The 19104-nt window shown below is 70.6% G+C and carries 20 protein-coding genes; 12 read left to right on the top strand and 8 right to left on the bottom strand.

Going from position 1 to position 19104, the window contains the following annotated elements; genetic code table 11:
* Window positions 1–152 precede the first annotated feature (152 nt).
* Window positions 153–473, bottom strand: coding sequence for a hypothetical protein (locus tag AB0E98_RS11560; protein ID WP_361701309.1), 321 nt, complete (start codon window positions 471–473; stop codon window positions 153–155).
* A 179-nt stretch (window positions 474–652) separates the two neighbouring features.
* On the opposite strand from AB0E98_RS11560, the gene upp reads away from it, so the two are divergent.
* Window positions 653–1288, top strand: coding sequence for a uracil phosphoribosyltransferase (gene upp, locus AB0E98_RS11565; protein ID WP_229355688.1), 636 nt, complete (start codon window positions 653–655; stop codon window positions 1286–1288).
* A 55-nt stretch (window positions 1289–1343) separates the two neighbouring features.
* On the opposite strand, the gene AB0E98_RS11570 is transcribed toward upp, so the two are convergent.
* From AB0E98_RS11570 to AB0E98_RS11600, 7 genes are all read right to left on the bottom strand, one after another.
* Window positions 1344–2066: a LytR C-terminal domain-containing protein gene (locus AB0E98_RS11570; protein ID WP_361701311.1), complete on the bottom strand. Its 723-nt coding sequence runs from the start codon at window positions 2064–2066 to the stop codon at window positions 1344–1346.
* Window positions 2067–2223: 157 nt separating this feature from the next.
* Window positions 2224–2520 carry a type II toxin-antitoxin system VapB family antitoxin gene (locus AB0E98_RS11575; protein ID WP_004929488.1) on the bottom strand — a complete coding sequence of 99 codons (297 nt, stop codon included), beginning with the start codon at window positions 2518–2520 and terminating at the stop codon, window positions 2224–2226.
* Between the two features lie 202 nt (window positions 2521–2722).
* Window positions 2723–2926 (bottom strand): DUF5988 family protein, encoded by a 204-nt coding sequence (locus tag AB0E98_RS11580; RefSeq protein ID WP_361701314.1) that lies wholly within the window; start codon window positions 2924–2926, stop codon window positions 2723–2725.
* A gap of 68 nt (window positions 2927–2994) precedes the next feature.
* Entirely contained in the window at window positions 2995–3600 is a 606-nt protein-coding gene (locus AB0E98_RS11585; RefSeq protein ID WP_361701315.1) for an HhH-GPD-type base excision DNA repair protein, read from the bottom strand.
* Window positions 3601–3647: 47 nt separating this feature from the next.
* Complete coding sequence (locus AB0E98_RS11590) at window positions 3648–4736, bottom strand: PP2C family protein-serine/threonine phosphatase (protein WP_361701317.1); 1089 nt, start codon at window positions 4734–4736, stop codon at window positions 3648–3650.
* 75 nt (window positions 4737–4811) lie between these two features.
* The gene (gene cysS / locus AB0E98_RS11595) at window positions 4812–6215 is read right to left on the bottom strand and encodes a cysteine--tRNA ligase (protein WP_361701319.1); all 1404 of its coding nucleotides are present in this window, start codon (window positions 6213–6215) and stop codon (window positions 4812–4814) included.
* A gap of 159 nt (window positions 6216–6374) precedes the next feature.
* A complete protein-coding gene (locus AB0E98_RS11600) occupies window positions 6375–6530 on the bottom strand; it encodes a gallidermin/nisin family lantibiotic (RefSeq protein WP_311615198.1) in 156 nt (51 codons plus the stop codon).
* A gap of 476 nt (window positions 6531–7006) precedes the next feature.
* Here AB0E98_RS11600 and AB0E98_RS11605 point away from each other — a divergent pair, with 476 nt between their 5' ends.
* The 11 genes from AB0E98_RS11605 (at window position 7007) to AB0E98_RS11655 (ending at window position 19038) form a co-directional block, all read left to right on the top strand.
* Window positions 7007–7582, top strand: a complete 576-nt coding sequence (locus tag AB0E98_RS11605; protein ID WP_361701321.1) for a hypothetical protein — start codon at window positions 7007–7009, stop codon at window positions 7580–7582.
* Window positions 7582–8592 carry an LLM class flavin-dependent oxidoreductase gene (locus AB0E98_RS11610; protein ID WP_361701323.1) on the top strand — a complete coding sequence of 337 codons (1011 nt, stop codon included), beginning with the start codon at window positions 7582–7584 and terminating at the stop codon, window positions 8590–8592. Before AB0E98_RS11605 ends, AB0E98_RS11610 begins: the two co-directional genes overlap by 1 nt.
* 14 nt (window positions 8593–8606) lie before the next feature.
* On the top strand, window positions 8607–11819 hold the full coding sequence (locus AB0E98_RS11615; protein ID WP_361701325.1) for a thiopeptide-type bacteriocin biosynthesis protein: 3213 nt from the start codon (window positions 8607–8609) through the stop codon (window positions 11817–11819).
* A complete protein-coding gene (locus tag AB0E98_RS11620; protein ID WP_361701326.1) occupies window positions 11816–13201 on the top strand; it encodes a lanthionine synthetase C family protein in 1386 nt (461 codons plus the stop codon). Before AB0E98_RS11615 ends, AB0E98_RS11620 begins: the two co-directional genes overlap by 4 nt.
* Entirely contained in the window at window positions 13198–13929 is a 732-nt protein-coding gene (gene ccmA / locus AB0E98_RS11625; protein WP_361701328.1) for a heme ABC exporter ATP-binding protein CcmA, read from the top strand. The genes AB0E98_RS11620 and ccmA overlap by 4 nt, the downstream gene beginning before the upstream one ends.
* Window positions 13926–14747 carry an ABC transporter permease gene (locus AB0E98_RS11630; protein WP_361701330.1) on the top strand — a complete coding sequence of 274 codons (822 nt, stop codon included), beginning with the start codon at window positions 13926–13928 and terminating at the stop codon, window positions 14745–14747. The genes ccmA and AB0E98_RS11630 overlap by 4 nt, the downstream gene beginning before the upstream one ends.
* A gap of 37 nt (window positions 14748–14784) precedes the next feature.
* Window positions 14785–15237, top strand: coding sequence for a BlaI/MecI/CopY family transcriptional regulator (locus AB0E98_RS11635; protein ID WP_361701332.1), 453 nt, complete (start codon window positions 14785–14787; stop codon window positions 15235–15237).
* Between the two features lie 2 nt (window positions 15238–15239).
* Complete coding sequence (locus tag AB0E98_RS11640) at window positions 15240–16169, top strand: hypothetical protein (protein ID WP_361701334.1); 930 nt, start codon at window positions 15240–15242, stop codon at window positions 16167–16169.
* Window positions 16170–16304: 135 nt separating this feature from the next.
* Window positions 16305–17063 (top strand): ABC transporter ATP-binding protein, encoded by a 759-nt coding sequence (locus AB0E98_RS11645; RefSeq protein ID WP_361701336.1) that lies wholly within the window; start codon window positions 16305–16307, stop codon window positions 17061–17063.
* Window positions 17060–18574 carry a hypothetical protein gene (locus tag AB0E98_RS11650; protein ID WP_361701338.1) on the top strand — a complete coding sequence of 505 codons (1515 nt, stop codon included), beginning with the start codon at window positions 17060–17062 and terminating at the stop codon, window positions 18572–18574. Before AB0E98_RS11645 ends, AB0E98_RS11650 begins: the two co-directional genes overlap by 4 nt.
* Window positions 18571–19038 carry a hypothetical protein gene (locus AB0E98_RS11655; RefSeq protein ID WP_361701340.1) on the top strand — a complete coding sequence of 156 codons (468 nt, stop codon included), beginning with the start codon at window positions 18571–18573 and terminating at the stop codon, window positions 19036–19038. Before AB0E98_RS11650 ends, AB0E98_RS11655 begins: the two co-directional genes overlap by 4 nt.
* The last annotated feature ends 66 nt before the right edge of the window (window positions 19039–19104 follow it).

Consider the following 19104-nt stretch of genomic DNA (forward strand, 5'->3'; position numbering starts at 1 on the left):
GGACGGGGACCACCCCGCCCACTCGGAATCGTGGCAGAAACCTGGGCGTTGCGAGAGGTCTTCCGCGCTGCGTCGTGCAGCAGTCCGAGAGATGTCGCTCACGTGGGGCCCGTGAGGGCGCCGTACGGACGTGGCGCGGGCAGGTTCGCCGGTCACCAGCGGAAGGTGCGCATCCGCATCTGTTGACGCATCCGGGCCGCCCGGGCCCTGCGTGGCTGTACGCGGTCGCGCAGCTCCTTGGCCTCGTTCAGCTCACGGAGGAACTGGGCCCGTCGTCGTCTGCGGTCCTCGGAGCTCTCCGTCCCGTCTTCCGGGGCGGGGCCGACGGCCTCCCGGGACCGCCTGGGGTCCCTCCGCTCGCCGGGCGTCCGGCGCGCCGGGTCTATGGAGTCCGGTTTCCGGGGGTCCGTTTCCGTCGCCTCCCGGGGCGTCCGGGCAGCCGACCCGGATCCCCGCCTGTCACGGCCAGCCATGGGCAGCACCACCTCGTGCCGAGGTCCTCGCCCGGCGGCAGACCGGGCGTACGTGCCCACTTTCCCCCTAAGTGGTGGTTTGATGCCAGGGCTGCGACAGACCGTGGAAGGCCCCTCGTGGCCCCGCTGTGGCGCCCGGGCGGGCGCTCGGGCATTAAAGCTCGGTTAATGTCGATGTCATGCGGATCCACGTCGTCGACCACCCCCTGGTGGCCCACAAGCTCACCACCCTGCGCGACAAGCGCACCGATTCCCCCACCTTCCGGCGCCTCTGCGACGAGCTGGTCACCCTGCTCGCGTACGAGGCCACGCGCGACGTGCGCACCGAGCAGGTCAGCATCGAGTCCCCCGTGACGGCCACCACCGGCGTCCGGCTCTCCCACCCGCGCCCGCTGGTGGTGCCGATCCTCCGGGCCGGCCTGGGCATGCTCGACGGCATGGTCCGGCTGCTGCCGACGGCCGAGGTCGGCTTCCTCGGCATGATCCGCAATGAGGAGACCCTCAAGGCGGAGACGTACGCGACGCGGATGCCCGAGGACCTCTCCGGCCGCCAGGTCTACGTCCTGGACCCGATGCTCGCCACCGGCGGCACGCTGGTCGCCGCGATCAACGAGCTGATCGCCCGTGGCGCGGACGACGTCACCGCGATCTGCCTGCTGGCCGCGCCGGAGGGCGTCGAGGTCATGGAGCGCGAGCTCGAGGGCGCCCCGGTGACCGTCGTCACCGCCTCCGTGGACGAGCGCCTCAACGAGCACGGCTACATCGTCCCGGGCCTCGGCGACGCGGGCGACCGAATGTACGGCACGGCAGGCTGACGGACCACCGGGCCGCACGGGCCAGTCCACCTCGGCACCCCGCCGGCCAAGGGCGTCAGCACTTGGCCGGCGGGCTGGCCTTCGGGGCAGCCGGGGCGGCCGGAGCCGCCGAGGACGGCGCCTGTGAAGGCGCCGAAGGCGAAGGCGGCACCTCACCCCGCTCCAGCGCCGCCAGCCCCTTCTCGGCTTCCTCCTGCGGCGTCAGCCCTTGATAGGCCGCCCCCAGCACAAGGTCGACGTCCTGCCCCTCGCGCTGGTCGCCCTTGGCCTCCGCCCCGGCGAGCTGGGTACCCAGCACCCGGAGCGCGCCCTCCAGGGAATCCCTGGACCCCAGCAGCACTCCGGTGCCGTTCACCTTTTTGTCGTAGTCCTCCTGGGCATTGCCCACCTTGCCGATCCTGAAGCCGCGCCGTTCCAGCTCATCCGCCGTGATCTTGGCGAGCCCGCCGCGCGGCGTGGCGTTGTAGACGTTGACGGTGATGTCACCGGGCCGGGGCAGATCCCGGGGCAGCGTCCGTCCGGCGGCTCCGGCCGCTTCGGAGCCGCTCTTGCAGTCGCCGTTGCGTTTCGCCGGGGCCGCCGCCCGTGTCGTGGTGGGCTCGCCCGAGAAGACGTCGACGAGCTGGACCGTTCCCCACCCGGCCAGCCCCAGCACGACGGCCGTGGCGGTGCCGGCGAGCACGATCCTTCGGCGGTTGCGGGCGCGGCGCATATGCGGGAACCGATGGCCCGTGATGCGGTACTTACCACCCATGCCAGGAGGGGTGAGCATGCTCATGAGCGCAGCGTAGTGCCGGGCGGAGCCGCTGCCTACTAGATGATCAACGGTTTGCCCGGACCCCTACCCAAAAGGGCCAATAGCCGCCCATGCGACCGTTTTCGAAACTCACCCGACTCGAATGCGAGTGCGGAGTTCGATATGAATTTCGACGGGGTCAGTCGAGCTCGAGTACGCGCGCGTGGAGCACCTGGCGCTGCTGAAGGGCGGCCCGAACCGCCCGGTGCAGCCCGTCCTCCAGGTAGAGGTCGCCACGCCACTTCACGACGTGCGCGAAGAGGTCGCCGTAGAACGTCGAGTCCTCCGCGAGCAGCGTCTCGAGGTCGAGTTGCTGCTTGGTGGTCACCAACTGGTCCAGGCGTACCGGGCGAGGGGCGACGTCCGCCCACTGGCGGGTGCTTTCCCTGCCGTGGTCGGGGTACGGCCGCCCGTTGCCGATGCGCTTGAAGATCACACGGAAAGCCTACCGGGCGAGCGGCTCCCGGCGCAGCCATGGCGCGGGAGTGTGATGGCGACAATCAGCCGCATACCGGGAGTGATGCATGGAACTCCTGAGCGAGAATTCTTTCCCCGGGAGTCCGCATTCCGGACTCCCGGCTACGGAATCCGATCTCCCGGCCGTTCCGGGCGACCGCGATCACCGGCTGGTCACCGGCTCACTCGGCAATCTCGGTCCGCTCCCACCACTCGAAGACGCGTAGCCGGCCCTCCGCGGTGTCCTGATGCCGCGTGGTGGCCTTGAAGTGCTCGTAACCACCCTTGAACTGGACCTTCAGCTCGACCCCGGGAGGGGTGATCGGCACGACCCGCTCCGGCAGATCGTCCGGGCCGCCTTCGAGGAATGCTTTGGCGCTGCTCATGGGGACAGTCTTCCGGCGCTCGCCGCCCGACGCGCGTCGCGACGCGCCGCAGGCCCGAGGGGGCGATCTCACGCCTTCTTGACCGCTGCCTTCTTGGCGGCTCGTTTCATTTCCTGTTTGTAGGCCCGGACCTTGTCCAGGGACTCCGGCCCGGTGATGTCGGCGACCGAGCGGTACGACCCCGCCTCCCCGTAGTTCCCGGCCGCCTCCCGCCAGCCCTCCGGCGTCACCTCCAGCCGTTTGCCCAGCAGCGCCAGGAAGATCTGCGCCTTCTGCCGGCCGAACCCCGGCAGCGCCTGGAGCCGCTCCAGCAGCTCGCGCCCCGATCCCGCCCCGGTCCACACCGCGCTCGCGTCCCCGTCGTAGTGCTCGACCAGGTACCGGCACAGCTGCTGCACCCGCCCCGCCATCGACCCCGGATACCGGTGCACGGCCGGCTTCTCGGCGCACAGCGCCGCGAACGCCTCCGGGTCGTACGCCGCGATCTCGTGCGCGTCCAGATCGTCGCGCCCGAGCCGCCGGGCGATGGTGTACGGGCCGGTGAAGGCCCATTCCATGGGGATCTGCTGGTCCAGCAGCATGCCGACGAGGGCGGCGAGCGGGCTGCGCGAGAGCAGCGCGTCGGCGTCCTCCTGCTGCGCCAGCCGGAGGGGACGGCCAGGGTCACGGTCCATGGGGCGATGGTCCCCCCGTAGGGCGCGGGACGCACGCGGTGCGGCCGTCAGCCGACCCGTACCGCGAGGGCGGCGATGTCGTCGTTGAGGCCCCCGTCGCTGTAGCTGAGGAGATCGCGGTGGAGGCTGTCGAGGAGTTCGCGGGGGTGGGTGGCGTCCTGCCGCCGCATCCAGTCCGCCAGGGGGAAGAACGCGCCGTCGTGGCCGCGGGCCTCGGTGACGCCGTCCGTGTAGAGGAGCAGTTGGCCGCCGGCGGCGATGTCGAAGGTGTCGACGGTGTACCGGCCGCCGATGAGCTCCGCGAGGTTGAGCAGCGGCGAGGGGTCGCTGGGCTGGAGGGTGCGGAGCTCCCCGTGGTCGAGGAGGAGCGGCGGGGGATGGCCGCAATTGAGGACTCTGAGGCTGTCCATCTCGTGCGGGATCTCGACGAGCAGGGCGGTGGTGAAGCGCTCCACCAGGTCCTCCGGGGGGAACGCGGCGCTGTAGCGGGTGCTGCTGGCCTCCAGGCGGCGCGCGACGCCGCTCAGGTCCGGCTCGTCGTGGGCCGCCTCCCGGAAGGAGTTGACCACCGCCGCGGCCGCCCCCACCGCCGGCAGGCCCTTGCCCCGTACGTCGCCGATGAGCAGCCGGACCCCGTACGGGGTGTCGGCCGCCTCGTAGAAGTCGCCGCCGATGCGGGCCTCCGCCGCGGCCGCGAGATACAGCGAGTCGATCTGGATGCCCCCGAAGCGGCGTGGCATGGCCCCCAGGACCACCGTCTGGGCCGCGTCGGCGACGAGCCGCACCTGGAAAAGGGTCCGTTCCCGCTGGAGCCGGACGTGGCTGCCGTACGCGGCCGCCACGGTGACCGCGACGATCCCGCCCGCCGTCCACCACGTCCCCAGCCCGGGGAACACGATGCTGAGGCCGATCATGAGAAACAGGCAGACCGTGCCCAGCAGGACGGTGGGGAGCACCGGCCACATGGCGGCGGCGAGGGCGGGCGCGGCGGGCAGGAGGCGGCTGAAGGCCATGCGCCTGGGCGTGTTGTACGCCAAGGCGGCGATGACCACGGTGAGGATCACCGGGGAGAGCTGGACAGGGGACCATCCGCCGTGGGGGGAACGACGGAACAGCGGCCGACCTGGCTGGCTCATAGTCCATAGAATATCCGCACAATACGGACATAGGGCTGGGTCGAGGCAGGCTCCACCCCATCCGGGATCCGACCGTCAGTTCGAGTGCGGGGTCCAGCGGGGGCCGGAGGGGGTGTCCTCGATGGCGAGGCCGGACTGCTGGAGCCGGTCGCGGATGGCGTCGGCGGCCGCGTAGTCCTTGCGGCCCCGGGCGCCCTCGCGCTGCTCCAGGACCAGCCTGACCAGGGAGTCCACCACGCCGTGGAGATCGTCCCCGCGACGGGTGCCGGTGCCGGCCCAGTGTTCGTCCAGCGGGTCCAGGCCCAGGACGCCGAGCATGGCGCGGACCTCGGCCAGTCGGGCGACGGCGGTCTCCTTGTCGCCGGTGGTCAGGGCGGAGTTGCCCTGCCGGACGGTGGTGTGGACGATCGCGAGCGCCTGCGGCACCCCGAAATCGTCGTCCATCGCCTCCGCGAACGCCGACGGCACCTCCGTGGCGGGCTCGACGGGTCCGGCGAGCTCCACGACGCGCTGCATGAAGCCCTCGATGCGGGCGAACGCCGCCTCGGCCTCGTGCAGGGCCTCCGGGCTGTACTCGATCATCGACCGGTAGTGCGGGGTGCCCAGGTAGTAGCGCAGCACGATCGGGCGCCACTGCTTGACCATCTCCGAGACCAGCACCGAGTTGCCCAGCGACTTCGCCATCTTCTCGCCACTGATGGTGACCCAGGCGTTGTGCAGCCAGTACGCGGCGAAGTCGTCGCCGAAGGCCTTGGCCTGGGCGATCTCGTTCTCGTGGTGCGGGAAGATCAGGTCGAGGCCGCCGCCATGGATGTCGAACGCGTCGCCCAGATATTTGTGGGCCATGGCCGAGCACTCCAGGTGCCACCCGGGGCGGCCCCGCCCCCACGGCGTCTCCCAGCTCGGCTCGCCCTCCTTCTTCGCCGCCTTCCACATGGCGAAGTCGCGCGGATCCCGCTTGCCGGTCTCACCTTCGCCCGACGGCTGGAGCAGATGGTCCAGGTCCTGGTTGGAAAGCTCCAGATACCCGGGGAAGGACCGCACGTCGAAATAGACGTTGCCGTCCGCGGCATAGGCGTGACCGCGCTCGATCAGCCCGCGCATCATCTCGACCATCTCGGTGACATGCCCGGTCGCCCGTGGCTCCACCGTCGGCGGCAGGCAGCCCAGGGCGGCGTAGCCGTCGTTGAACGCGCGCTCATTGGCGTAGCCGATCGCCCACCAGGGGCATCCCTGATCGGCGGCCTTCGCCAGGATCTTGTCGTCGATGTCCGTGACGTTGCGTACGAACGTCACGTCGTAGCCGCGGTAGGCGAACCAGCGGCGCATGATGTCGAAGTTCAGGCCCGAGCGGATGTGCCCGATGTGCGGTGCGGCCTGTACGGTCGCCCCGCACAGGTAGATCGAGACGCGGCCCGGGATCAGCGGGGAGAAGTCACGGATCTGCCGGGCGCCGGTGTCGTACAGGTGGATACTCACAGTAGGTGATTCCGGGGCGAGTTGGCGGCCTCCATGCGAAGAGCCGGGTGCTCCCGTGTGTAACAGGAGCACCCGGACTAGTCTCGCCTGAAGCGGACTTGCGGGCGCGCCGGTGTTCAACCGCAGTGAAGCTCAGTCGAACACCCCGCACCTATGTGCTTACTTGCTGATGTGGCAGCCCTGGGTGCAGACGCTCGTGGTGCAGCCGGCGGCCGAGGGGCAGCCGGGGGTGCACAGCGAGATGCTGGTGATCATCGGGCCGTTGGCAGCCTGCTCGTCGTTCAGAACCTTGGCGTCGAGGTCGAAGTCAGACATCTTCGTGTCCTTTCGTGGGGTACCCGTACCGGGTCGGTGCGAACGGCCGGTCCGTTCGCCGAGACACAATCTGCCAGGGGGAATTCACGCCTCGATCACACGGCTTTCACGGGGGTGGGGTTGGCCGAAAAGGGGTCCTGAATGCACCGCAAATGGGGTGATGTTCGCCCGGTTCGTGAATGAACGTGCCACGTACACACAGTTGTCGGTCGATGTCTCGGTGTGACGTGGGCGATACCCCGTTGACCCAAGAAGCGCCGTGTGAATAGCGTGTAACGTGCATGTGACCGCCCCATTTGATCAGGTCTGGTCGATTTTGGTGCACCGGCTGCTCTAAGGGGTGTTCTGTCGCAACATAAACGGGGTTTGGGGGACGAGTGCCAGATTTGGCATCGGATTACAAAGCGCCATGGAAAGAATCTGAGACCTCCGCATCCACGGCCTTGCCGCACTTCGATCTGGATGCGCAATTAACGGTGGACATTCCGGCCCGGCTGCGGGTCAGCGTCCTGGGCCGCTACGAAGTGGACGGCCGGCCGGTCACCAGCAGCAGGGCGATGGAATTCATCACGGCGCTGGCCGTGGCGGGCGGCTCGATGAGCCGTGACGGACTGCACCATCGCATCTACGAACGGGACGTCTCCGCGTCGACGCTGCCCACCCTGGCTTACCGGGCCCGGAAGCTCGGGGTCGACGTGCGCTACGAGGCGCTGGGGCGCCGCTACGTCCTGGCCGGGCCCGTCATGGTCGACGCGCTCCTGGTGCTCGGCCTGCTCAAGGCGGGCCGGGTGAGGGGCGCGCTGACGCTGTATCACGGGCCGTGCCTTCCGGAGTGCGACAGTCCGTTCGCGGTCTCGTTGCGGCAGACGCTGGAGGACCGATTGGTCCGGTGCGTCCTCGACTCCGGCGACCAGGAGCTGATCAAGGCCGCGAGCCGGCTGATCGACCGGTGGGAGCTGGCGGAGCCGACCGCCACCGGTGACGACCCGTTCTGCGCGGTGCTGTCCGGCTCCTACCTCCGGAGCATCGGCCTGGCCTCGGTGGACCGGTGATGAGACTTTCACTGCTGATCCCCACCGTGCCCGCCACCGCCGAGCAGGCGGTGCCGTTCGCGCGCTACGTGGCCCACGACTCCCAGCTCTCCCGGCTGTGGCAGGGCCAGAGTTACGGGCTCGAGCCCGCCGCGACCTTCGCCTATCTCGCCGGCGCCGGATATCCGGTCCCGGCCGGGACCTGCGTCCTGGTCACCCCGCTGCGCCATCCGGCCCAGGCCGCGCTGGAGGCGCGCACCGTGGCGGCGGTCACCGGGCAGCCGGCCGTCATGGGATACGGGCCGGGCAGCCGGGCGACGCAGGTGGCGCGGCTCGGCGCCGCCTACGACAGGCCCGTCGACGCGGCCGCCGAGTTCATCCGCGCCACCCGGAGCTGTCTCGCGCAGCGCTGGGACCCCCCGGCCGGGGGCCCAGGCCGGGGCGGGGAACGGCCGGCGGCCTCGCCCGGGTATTTCCACCCGGGCGAGGCGCTGCCGCCGGTGCCCCATCCACGGGTGCGGCTGGGGCTGGGCGTGCTGCGGCCCGCGATGGCCCGGGTGGCGGGCGAGGTCGCCGACGCCGCGATCACCTGGCTGGCGCCGGCCGGCTACATCCGGGACACCGTGCTGCCGGCGGTGGACAAGGGCGCGGAGTCCGCGGGCCGGCCCCGCCCCTCCGTCGTCGCGGCCGTACCGGTGGCCGTGGCGCGGCGCGGGCGCAACCCCGTCGAGCTGGCCCATCTGTCCGCGGGCGGGCATCTGGTCCTGCCGCACTACGCCGACATGCTGGCGCGGGCCGGGGTGGACGTACCGGCGAACGATCCGGTCTCCGCCGCGCGGGCCCTGATCTCCGGGGGCGGATTCCTCTACGGAAGTCCGTCCGACATCGCCGCCGGGCTGGCCGGCTATGCGGCGGCCGGGGTGGACGAAGTGATTCTCAATCTGACCGGCGTGCATTCCTGGTACGGCACGGACGAAACACTGCTGGACCTCAACGACATTCTGGCCGCGACGGTCTCGGCGCATTGGTGACGGGGTACTCATTCATGGCAAGTTCTGAATATCGGGTGTCGGATCGTGTGCTGATCCGTGCCCCCATTCGCTCCACCGGTTTCTATCCGGACCGGCCCGCTGACGAAAACCCGCTCGATGGAATTCGCGCGCTCTGGGCGGACGATGTTTTCCGGGAATCCGTCCGGGTGGCCAGTTCGGTGCTGGCCGATCAGGTGGACGCGCTGCTTTCCGCCGCCGACGGCCCCGGGGGCACCGACCGGAAGGAGCCGGGCGGAGAAGGCCGAAAAGAGGCGGACAAAAAGGCCCGGTCGATTCACCGGGCCCTGCTGAAGTACGCGATCCGCATCGCCACGCGCACCACGCCGTTCGGTGTCTTCGGCGGCAGCGCGCTCGCCGGGTTCGGGGACGAGCCGCTGGTCCTGGGCCGGCCCGGCGAGCACCGCAAACACGCGCGCGTCGGATTCCCCTGGCTCAAACAGCTCACCGATCGCGCCGTCGCCGAACTCGGCGGCCGGATGCGGGTGGTGGCCAACCCGACCGTGTATCTGGCCGGGGACCGGATCGCGGTCATGGTGAACCCCCAGGCGGCGGACGGGAAGGTGCACGAGACGTCCAACGTCCGGTACACGCCCCCGGTGCGCCACGTCATGGGGATGGCGGGGCGGCCCGTGACGCTCACGGCGATCCGGGAGAGCCTCGGCGAGGCGTTCCCGGACGCCCCCGGCGACGTCCTGCTCCGCTTCGTCGGCGAGCTCGTCGAACGCGGCATCCTGATCCGGGAGTTGACCCCCTCGGCGTTCGACATAGATCCCGCCGCCCGCTGGAACCGCGCCGGCCTGGACGAGGACGGCGAGGTGGCCGGGCGGCTGCGCACCGCGCGGGAGGCCGTCGCCGGCTACCGGGCCACTCGCGTCGGTGAGGGAATCGACGAACTGAACGCCGCGTACGCGGCATTGCGCACCGATGCCAACGCCACGCAGGAGCAGCTCCAGGTCGATCTGACCCTGTCGGTGTCCGGACAGGTACCCGCCGGGGTGGCGACCGAGGTGGAGGCCGCCGTGAGTGCGATGATCCGCATGTCGCTGCTGTCGGCGCGCTTCCCGGAGCTCCAGCGCCACACCGACCGGTTCGCCGAGGCGTTCGGCCAGACCCTCGTCCCGCTGCACCGCGTGTTCGACCCCGTGCGGGGCATCGGCGCCCCGGCCGGATACCCGGGCTCGTCGCACCGGATGAGCGAGAGCTCGTACGGGGAGGACGAGGTGTTCCTCTTCGGCCGCCGGCTGCGGGCCGAGCTGATCGACCGTGCCCGCCGCACGGGGGAACACACGGTGCGGATCACCGAGGACGACCTTGCCGCGTTCCCGCCCGCCCCCGGGACGCCGCCGACGAGCTACGACGTGTTCTTCCAGCTCGACGAGGGCGAGGAGGACAAGGGGGACGTCCGCATCACCCTCTCCCCGATCGGCGTGGCCATCCCGGCGGGCAAGGCGAGCGGCAGGTTCGCGTACGGCGACCCCTCCGTCGACGCCCACGTCCGCGATCTGACCGCCGCCGAGAAAGCGGCCCACCCCGACGCGATCCTGTGCGAGCTGGACTACGTCAGCAACCGGTCGCGGGTGAACAACGTGGTCGTCGCGCCCAGCGTGTACGACTTCCAGCTCAAGGTCACGACGGGCGTGTTCGGCGGTGAATCCTCGCGCGGTGAATCCTCGCGCGGTGAATCCTCGTGCGGTGAATCCTCGCGCGGTGAATCCTCGTGCGGTGAATCCTCGTGCGGTGAATCCTCGGCTCCCGAGCAGATCGCGTTCGCGGATCTGCTGGTCGGTGCCGACGGTGGCCGGTTCCATCTGGTGCACGCGCCCACCGGGAAGCCCGTGGCCATCCGCACGGCCAACCTCGTCAACCCGGAGATCGCCACCGGGGTCATCCGGTTCCTCCAGGAGCTCGCCCTCGACGGTTCCGTCCGGCCGGCCTGGACCTGGGGCGAGATGGAACCCCTGGTGGACTTCCTGCCCGGGGTGGAGTTCGGCGGGGTGACCCTGTCGCTGCCGACGTGGCGCGTCCCGCCGCTGTCCGGGACGCCCGACGAGCAGGACGAACGGCTGCGGTGCTGGGCCGGGGAGGCGGGACTGCCGCAGTACGTGTACATCGGCATGCTGGACAACCGCCTCCTGCTGAACCTGTCCGACCGGATCCACCGTGACCTGCTGCGGCGGGAGGTCGCCGACGGGCACGAGAGCGTCACGCAGGCGCCCGTCCCCGACCGGATGGGCATCGTCCGCGACCGCGACGGTCAGCGCTACGCCAGCGAAGGGGTGTTCTCGGCCGTCGCCCGGCGCCCCGTGCCCGTACCGGCGCCCCCGCCCGCGCCGCGCTTCGACGTCACGGCCGACGCCGTGCGCACCCTGCCGCCGGGCACCGAGTGGTGGTACCTGCGCGTGTACGGGGACCGGGAGCGGCAGCAGGAGGTCCTGACCCGGCTGGCGGCGGCCTTCGCGGACGTCCCCGACCAGTGGTTCCACATCCGCTACGCGGATCCGGACGACCATCTGCGCATCCGGGTGCGTTCCGCGACGGTGCCGCTCGACCGGGTGCGCGAGGTGATCGGCGGCTGCGTCCGCGACGGTCTGGCGCATCGTTTCTCCGTCGACACCTACGTCCGGGAGCTGGAGCGGTACGGCGGCGTCGACGCGATGCCGGTGGCCGAGCGGATCTTCTGTACCGAATCCCGTTTCCTCGCCGCCCACCCGGGGCTGTGCATGGCACCGGAGGCGATGCCGGCGGCGTACCGGCTGGAGGAGGACGAGAAGCTCGACGGCACGCTGGGCCGGATCCTCCGGGACGCCGCCCATCTGATGGACCACTACCTCGCGGCCCTGGAGCTCACCGACGAGGAGACCGCCGACCTGCTGGACATCGTCGCGGGCGGCTACCGGTCCGAGTTCGCCTCGGCGGACCCGGGACTCCGCAAGGCGGTACGACCTCTGGTACGACAGCGGCCGTCCGAGGCGGCGGTCGCGGCGGGCCCGTCGCTGCGCGACGCGCTGTCGGCGGACACCCGGGCGCTGAACCGGCTGCTCGCCAAGGACGACAGGCCGTGGCGGCTGCGGGCGATGACCCTGCAAAGCCTTCTGCACATGTTCGCCAACCGGATGGGCCTTCCCCGGAACCGCGAATACCAGGCGTTGTTCCTGCTCAGCGCCCTCAGACGATCCCAGGCCCACAGGGAAGGAGCCCGGCCGTGAACGACCAAGCAACGGTGACCCTCTCACCGCCCCCCTCACCCACCCTCTCGCCGATCGGCGACACCCTTTCGCCGATCGGTGAAAGGGCCAGGAGCGCCGCCGCGGACACCGGCTGGGAGATCCTCCACCGGATGCGCGACCACACCGGCGACTGGACCGAGCTGACCGTCCCCGACCCGTTCACGGCGGAGCCCCTCAAGGCGTGGCACCCGCTCGGCACGGACCCGGGCGACCTCGGCATGGCCCTGGCCTACTCCGCCGCCGACGAGCTGCGCCCGGACGACGGCTGGGACAGGCTGGCCTTCGCGCACGCCAAGCGCCTGATCGAGGCCTACACCCACGCGGTGGACCTCGGAGTGGGGTTGTTCAACGGCACGGCGGGCGTGGCGTACGCGCTGCGCGCCCTCTCGCGCGGCGGTGAGCGCTACCGGCGCGCCCTGCACGACGTGGAAGCCACCCTGATCACCCGCGTCGACGAGCAGCTCGCCGCGCTGCCGCCCTCCGGGGGGCTGGCCAGCGACGCCTACGACGTGATCTCGGGGCTGTCCGGGGCCGCGATGTATCTGCTGGCCGCCGGGGACGCCGACGAGCGGCGGCGGGACGCCGCCGACCGGATAGTGGAGCAGTTCTGCCGCCTCGTCGTCGTGCCCCCGCCGCTGGGGCTGTGGACGCCCCCGGCCAGGATCACGGAGATCGAGCGGAACCGCTCCCCGCATCTCCACGACGGCTACCTCAACCTGGGGTTCGCCCACGGAGTCCCGGGCGTCGCCTCCGTCCTGGGCGTGGCGGCGGCGCGCGGCTCGGCCGTACCCGGGCTGACCGAGGCGGTGAGCGCCCTGGGCGAGCTGATCACGGACTGTCTGGTGGAGACCGACTACGGCCCCGACCTGCCCTATTTCAAGCTGCCCCCGGAGCGGCAGGGCGAACAGCGGGGGCTGGCGCGTTCGGCGTGGTGCTACGGGAACCTCGGCGGGGCGGTCGCGCTGGCCAACTGCGCGAGCGTGGACCCGCGTTTCCTCGACACCGCGATCCGGCTGCTGGAATCCGTCGAGCGGCGGCCGGTCGAGCTGCGGCACATCGACAACCCCTCCCTGTGCCACGGCATAGCCGGCCAGATCACCGTCCAGCGCTACATCGCCGCGGTGGCCGCCAAGCACGGCCGGCGGTGGGCGGGACCGGACGAGGAGACGCTGGAACGGCTGCTGGCCATGGCCGACCCGGCCGCCGCCTTCGGGATGCGGAACGACAACGTTCCGGGCGCGCGGACGGACTCGCCCGGCTTCCTGACCGGTTCCGGCGGCACGGCGGTGGCCCTGGTGTCCCTGGGCGCCGGACGGATCACCGGCGCGGAGTACATGCTGTGCGGAGGTGTCCCGTGTTGACCGTCACCGGTATGTCGATGTCCTACCGCAAAACCACCACTCCGGTGTTCAGCGAGGTGGACTTCACCGTTCCCGCCGGCCGTCTCGTGCCCCTGCTCGGGTCGAACGGCGCCGGCAAGACCACGCTCCTGAAGATCCTGTGCGGGCTGATCACGCCCGGCGCGGGCTCGGTGACCGTCCAGGGCGAGGACATCGTGCGCCGTCCGGTGGCCGCGCGGGCGCATCTGGGGGTCTCCCTCTACCCGGAGCGCAGCTTCTACTTCCGGCTGACCTGTACGCAGAACCTGCGGTACTACGCGTCGCTGCGCAACCTCTACGGCGCGCGGGCCAAGCAGGAGATCGCCGGGCTGCTGGAGCGGGTGGGGCTCGCGGAGTACGCCGACACGCAGTTCATGCGGCTCTCGCTGGGCCAGCGCAAACGCCTCGGGCTGGCACGGGCGTTGCTCGGGAGCCCGTCCCTGCTCCTGCTCGACGAGCCGACGGCGAACCTCGACACCGAGAACGTCGCCCGGTTCCACGGGATCATCGCGGAACACGCCGAGGGCGGTGGCTCGGTGCTGTTCTCCACGCACACCGAGGGGGATCTGGAAAAGGCCACCGATCAGTTCCTGCGGATCGCGGAGAGCCGCGTCCTGTCGCTGCCGAAACCGGAGCCGAAACCAGAGCCGGAAGCGGAGTCCGAGTCCGGGCCCGTGGCGGAACCGAAGACCCTTCAGGAGGCGCAGTGAGCGCAGTGAACACCGTGCGGCAGTTCGGGGTCCACGTACTCCAGATCTATTGGGAGCGCCGCTCGTACAGGACCGCCATCGCCCTGGGCACCGTCACGTCCTTGATCTCCTTCGTGCAGTTCCTCCTCATGGGCAAGTTCCTCCAGGACGGCAACACGTTCGCCGGAATTCAGGGATACGGCGGCAACATCATCAGTTTCCTGATGTCGGGGTCGGTGTTCACCGGCTTCGTCGCGGTCAGTCTCGGCTCGTTCAGCAACCACCTCCAGACGGAGCAGCGGACGGGGACGCTGGAATCCGTGGTGGTGATGCCGGTGCCGCTGGCGAGGGTCATGCTGTACTCCGGCGTCGTGGGGCTGATCGGCACCACGGTGGGTTCCGTGGTCATGTTCGGTGTGTTCGGGGCCGTCTTCGACATCCCGGTCTCGGTGAACCTGCTCGCCACGATCGCCGTTCTGGCGCTGCTGGTCGTCACGTTGGGCAGTTTCGGGCTGGCGGGATGCGGGGTCCTGCTCATCACCAAGCGCGGTGATCCGGTGCGTTGGGGCATCACCACGCTGACGACGCTGCTGTCGGGCGTCATGTACCCGATCTCGATCCTCCCCGGGTGGCTCCAGTCCGTGGCATGGGCGCTGCCCACCACGCAGGCGCTGGACGGGATCCGCAAGTCGCTCCTGGTGGACGCGGATCTGTCGCAGGTGGCGCCGTCGCTGCTGCACATGGCGATCTGGTCGGCGGTGATGCTGCCCATCGGGCTGGTCACCTTCTCGGTGGGCATGTCCCGTGCCAGACAGGCGGGTTCGATCGGCGAATACTGATCGCCTACGCGTGCCATGAACTGCTATGGTGCGTAGCATGTCAGCGTGGAGAGGTTCTCGGGGCCAGGGCCTGGCAGGGCACTTCGGGCCGCTTGAGCTGGCGATCCTGGATGTCATGTGGTCGTCGGGCGAGCTGGACGTGAGCGCCTGCGCCCGGCGGCTCGACGGCGGCCAGGCGTACACCACCGTCAAGACGGTGATGGAGCGCCTGGTGGTCAAGGAACTGCTGTCCCGCCGCAAGGAAGGCCGCCAGTACGTGTACTGGCCGAGCTCCTCCCGGCGCGAGGTCGAGCAGCGCGTGGCGGCCGAGCAGGTGCGCCAGGTGGTCGACGGCTTCGGGGACCTCGCCGTGGCGAACTTCGTCCGGACGGTGAGCGGTGATGCCGATCAGCTCGCGCAGGTACGCGCGCTGCTGGCCGGCATCGCCGATCCGTCCGGAACCGGTGCCGGCAAGGACGAATCAGAAGGCACGGCGGGGGTAACCGCGTGAATATGAGCTGGCTGGGATATCCACAGGTGTTGCTCGCCTGGTGGTGCCCCCTGGTCGCCGTCGGCCTGTGGCACGCGCTGCGGCGGCTGTCGGTGCGGTTACCGGCCCGGGAGCGTTTCGCCCTCGCGGTGGGGCTCGCGGTGACGCCCCTGCTGGCGACGGCCGTTCCCTATATGCCGCACAGCCCGCTGCGCGACGCGCTGCCGTGGCGGGCGCCGATGGCCTGGGGCATCAGCAACGGCATCACGGGCATCGACGGACAGCATGTGCTGCAAGCCCTGGGGGCGCAGCTGATGCTCGCCGCGTCGGTCGTGCCGCTGGCCTCGATCGCCGTGTCGTTCGTCGCCGGAGCGATCCAGGTGGCGCGCACGGGACGTACGGTCGCGTTGCTCGCGCCGCAGCAGTGCGGCGACGTATGGATCGTGCACGGCGAGGGCCGGGCCGAGCAGGGCCTGGCGAGCACGGTCGGCCTGGTACGGCCCCGGATCATCCTCGGCTCCGCGGTGGCGGACTCCCCGGACGCCTCCGCGATCATCGAGCACGAGCGCGCCCACGCGGGTGCGTACCACCCCCTGTGGATCTTCCTGGCCACCTGCGCCCTGCGGTCGTGGTGGTGGATCCCCGGCCGGAAGGCGGTCCTCGCCGAAGTGCGGCTCACCGCCGAGCTGTGGGCCGACCAGAGCGCCCGTGAGGCCGACGGCGCCGCTGCCGTGGCGAAGGCGCTGTGCGCGCAGATAGAGGCCAAGGCCCGGCCGGGCCGCCCGGACCTCTCGGCCACGGGGGCCGGCACCGGTTTCCTCGACCCCGGGATCGAACTCGCCCACCGTGCGCGGGCGCTGGCGGCGCCGCCGCGGGTGATGCCGGCGTGGCAGGCGTGGCCGGTGCGGATAGCGACGGGGGCGCTGGTGAGCGCAGTGAGCATCCTGCTGTGACAGCGATCGTGACGGCGTTTTCCTCCGAAGGCTTGAGCATGTCCGAAGACTTGAGCTTGTCGTAAAGAAACCACCTGTGTGGCGGGGCATCCCCACACCCATAAGTGCTACGCCATGTAGCAGAAGGGAGAGATCATGTACTCGGCGGCGATTCCGGAGATGCCCACCGGGGGCACCCCGGTGATCGAGACCAGGGGTCTGTCCAAGACGTTCCGGCGCTCGACAGCGGTCGACTCCGTCGACCTCACCGTGCGGCCGGGCCGGATCTACGGTCTGCTCGGCCCCAATGGAGCCGGCAAGTCCACCACCCTGAAGATGATCCTGGGCCTGTTACCCCCCAGTGCCGGGGAAGTGCGGCTGTTCGGCCAGTCGTGGAACCGGCCCGCGCTGTCCCGGGTCGGGGCGAGCATCAACGGCCCCAGCTTCTACGGCCATCTGTCCGCCCGGCAGAACCTCATGGTCCATGGCCACCTCCTCGGCGTCCCGGAGGCCGAGGTCGACCGGGTGCTGGCCTCGGTCGAGCTGAACGCCTCGGACCGGAAGAAGGCCAAGAGCTTCTCCACCGGCATGAAGGGCCGCCTCGCCCTGGCCATCGCCATGCTGGGCAACCCGGACGTCCTCATCCTGGACGAACCGCAGAACGGCCTCGACCCGGAAGGCATCGCCGCGCTGCGCACGACGCTGCGCCGCTTCACCGACACCGGCCGCACCATCGTGCTCTCCAGTCATCTGCTGGGCGAGGTCGCCTCCGTCGCCGACGACATCGGCCTCATCGCCCAGGGCCGCCTCCGCTACCAGGGCCCGCTCGCCGACCTGGCGCCCGACGGCGACCTGGAGCGCGCCTACTTCACCCTGACCGGCGCCGGGCACGGGGCAGGGGCGATGACGTCATGACCACCGCCCTGCCCCTGTCCCCCGTACCGGGCCTGCCCGCCACGCTCCGCGCGGAGTTCGCCATCTGGCGGCGCAGCGCCGTGACGTATCTGCCCCTGGGCGGGCTGGCGTTCGGGCTGGTGAACACCGCGTTGTACGTCTCGACCGGGTCCGCCCAGGCCGGGACGGGAAAGACCTGGCACGACGTCCTCGGCTACCAGAACCTGTGGGCGATGTTCGTCGGCCCCATGCTCACCGCGCTGCTGGTGGCCACCGCCACCCGCGTCGACGACACCGCCCGGGGCGGATCCACCTGGTACCGGCCCGTGAACCCGCTCTACCGGCACGTGAGCCGGTTCGGCGTCCTGGCCCTGCGGTCGCTCCTGCTCAACGTGCTGGGCGGCGCCACCCCGCTGCTGATCGTCGGGCTGATGAACTCCGCGCAACGGGTCCCGGCGGACCGCGCGGTCGAGGCCGTCGTGGTGCCCTGGCTGTCGCAACTCGGAATGCTGGCACTGCTCTTGTGGGTGGCCCGGCAGACGCCGTGGTCGGTCGTGCTCGGCGTCGGCTTCGCCTGGACGATGCTGGCCGTCGTGAACGCCGAGTCCGCGTCCTGGGCGGCCCTGCCGTTCACCTGGCTGGACCGCGGCGCGCTGCCGCTGATCGGCACCCATGCCAACGGCGTGGCCCTGGAGGCCCACTCCGCGCTCGCCGAAGCCTCCCCGTGGCCGCCCACGATCCTGGGCGCGCTGCTGGCCGTGCCGTTCCTCCTGCTGCCGCGGCTGCACCTGCCTCGTACCACTGCGCAGACCGCCAAGCACCGTACGACGCCTGCGCGGACTGCTGCCGCGGCACCGTCCGTGGCTGCCGCCCCGGACATCCGCCCGGGTACTCCCCGTGTCCTGCCGGCCGTGGCCGGCATGCTGCGCGGCACGTCGCTGACGTGGATGTGCCCGGCCGCGGTCGGCCTGATCGCCCTGTGGCTGTCCTGGCACGACCCGAACGTGAGCATCCAGCTGTTCACGCTGCTGATCCTGCCCATCGGCACGCTGGTGCTGGGCCTGGTGGCGTGGAGCGCGGTCGGCCAGGGGTGGCGGGCGGTCGCCGCCCGCTCCACCGGCGCGGCCAGGCCGGCCCTCGCGCTCACGGGCATAACGATCGGCATCGCGGTCGTGATGTCCCTGGTCATCGCCCTCGTCTATCTGGTGGCGGGCATCCCGGCCGGCCACGCCTGGCCCCTCGCGGTCACCGGCGCGGCGGTCGGCGGCATGCTCACCGCGTTCAGCCTGTGGCTGGCCATCCGTACGTCGCAGGCGGTGGCCGTGGTGGTCGGGATCATCGGGATCCTCATCGGCGTGCTGGTCGGCGGCACCACCATGCAGCAGACGCTGTGGCCGGTGATCCCCTACTCCTGGGCGAACTACCTCGATCTGCACCGCATGTCGGTCACCGTCCCCGTCAGCGTCGCGGCCATCGCTCTCCTCACCTTCGGCATCACTCACGCGGCACGAAAGGCGGCGGGAAACTCATGATCACTCGTACTCGCGGGACGAGGGTCCGCGCGCTGGGCCTGGCGGCCGCGGTGCTGACCGGCGCCGTACTCGTCACGGGCTGCTCCGAGGAGCGCGACGCCGTCCTGAAGTGGCCGGGCGCCGAGAGCAACCCGCAGGCGGTCACCGCCGACCAGTTCGGCGCCGCGTGGCCGCTCAAGCCCGACAAGGGGAAGGTGGCCTGCAACACGACGCCGTACAGCGGCTTCGCCATCACCTTCACGGCGCCCGACGGCAAGGTCTACGCCCTCAACAACGTCGCCCACGACGAGAAGGGCTACCCGAGCGTCGACGAGATCAAGGGCACGTCGGGAAAGATGTGGCGGCTCCGCTCCTTCGGCATGCAGATCTGCTCCCTGGAACGCGCCCGCAACATGCGCTCGACCCCACCGGCGACCCCGCCGCAGACGCACGCCCCGACCCAGCCCGCTACGACGAACCCCTGATCACAAACTCCTGATCACAAACCCCTGATCCACAAACCCCTGATCCACAAACCCCTGATCCACCAC

It is taken from the genome of Streptomyces sp. NPDC037389, assembly GCF_040636475.1.
In the GTDB taxonomy this organism is placed as follows: domain Bacteria; phylum Actinomycetota; class Actinomycetes; order Streptomycetales; family Streptomycetaceae; genus Streptomyces; species Streptomyces hesseae.

Excerpts from the sequence above, each read along its gene's own strand:
- AB0E98_RS11635 (WP_361701332.1), top strand. The coding sequence starts at position 14,785 with ATGTCAGCGTGGAGAGGTTCTCGGGGCCAGGGCCTGGCAGGGCACTTC.
- AB0E98_RS11645 (WP_361701336.1), top strand. The coding sequence starts at position 16,305 with ATGTACTCGGCGGCGATTCCGGAGATGCCCACCGGGGGCACCCCGGTG.
- AB0E98_RS11650 (WP_361701338.1), top strand. The coding sequence starts at position 17,060 with ATGACCACCGCCCTGCCCCTGTCCCCCGTACCGGGCCTGCCCGCCACG.
- AB0E98_RS11560 (WP_361701309.1), bottom strand. The coding sequence starts at position 473 with ATGGCTGGCCGTGACAGGCGGGGATCCGGGTCGGCTGCCCGGACGCCC.
- AB0E98_RS11570 (WP_361701311.1), bottom strand. The coding sequence starts at position 2,066 with ATGAGCATGCTCACCCCTCCTGGCATGGGTGGTAAGTACCGCATCACG.
- AB0E98_RS11615 (WP_361701325.1), top strand. The coding sequence starts at position 8,607 with ATGGCAAGTTCTGAATATCGGGTGTCGGATCGTGTGCTGATCCGTGCC.
- AB0E98_RS11640 (WP_361701334.1), top strand. The coding sequence starts at position 15,240 with ATGAGCTGGCTGGGATATCCACAGGTGTTGCTCGCCTGGTGGTGCCCC.
- AB0E98_RS11655 (WP_361701340.1), top strand. The coding sequence starts at position 18,571 with ATGATCACTCGTACTCGCGGGACGAGGGTCCGCGCGCTGGGCCTGGCG.
- AB0E98_RS11580 (WP_361701314.1), bottom strand. The coding sequence starts at position 2,926 with ATGAGCAGCGCCAAAGCATTCCTCGAAGGCGGCCCGGACGATCTGCCG.
- AB0E98_RS11590 (WP_361701317.1), bottom strand. The coding sequence starts at position 4,736 with ATGAGCCAGCCAGGTCGGCCGCTGTTCCGTCGTTCCCCCCACGGCGGA.
- AB0E98_RS11600 (WP_311615198.1), bottom strand. The coding sequence starts at position 6,530 with ATGTCTGACTTCGACCTCGACGCCAAGGTTCTGAACGACGAGCAGGCT.
- upp (WP_229355688.1), top strand. The coding sequence starts at position 653 with ATGCGGATCCACGTCGTCGACCACCCCCTGGTGGCCCACAAGCTCACC.
- AB0E98_RS11610 (WP_361701323.1), top strand. The coding sequence starts at position 7,582 with ATGAGACTTTCACTGCTGATCCCCACCGTGCCCGCCACCGCCGAGCAG.
- AB0E98_RS11585 (WP_361701315.1), bottom strand. The coding sequence starts at position 3,600 with ATGGACCGTGACCCTGGCCGTCCCCTCCGGCTGGCGCAGCAGGAGGAC.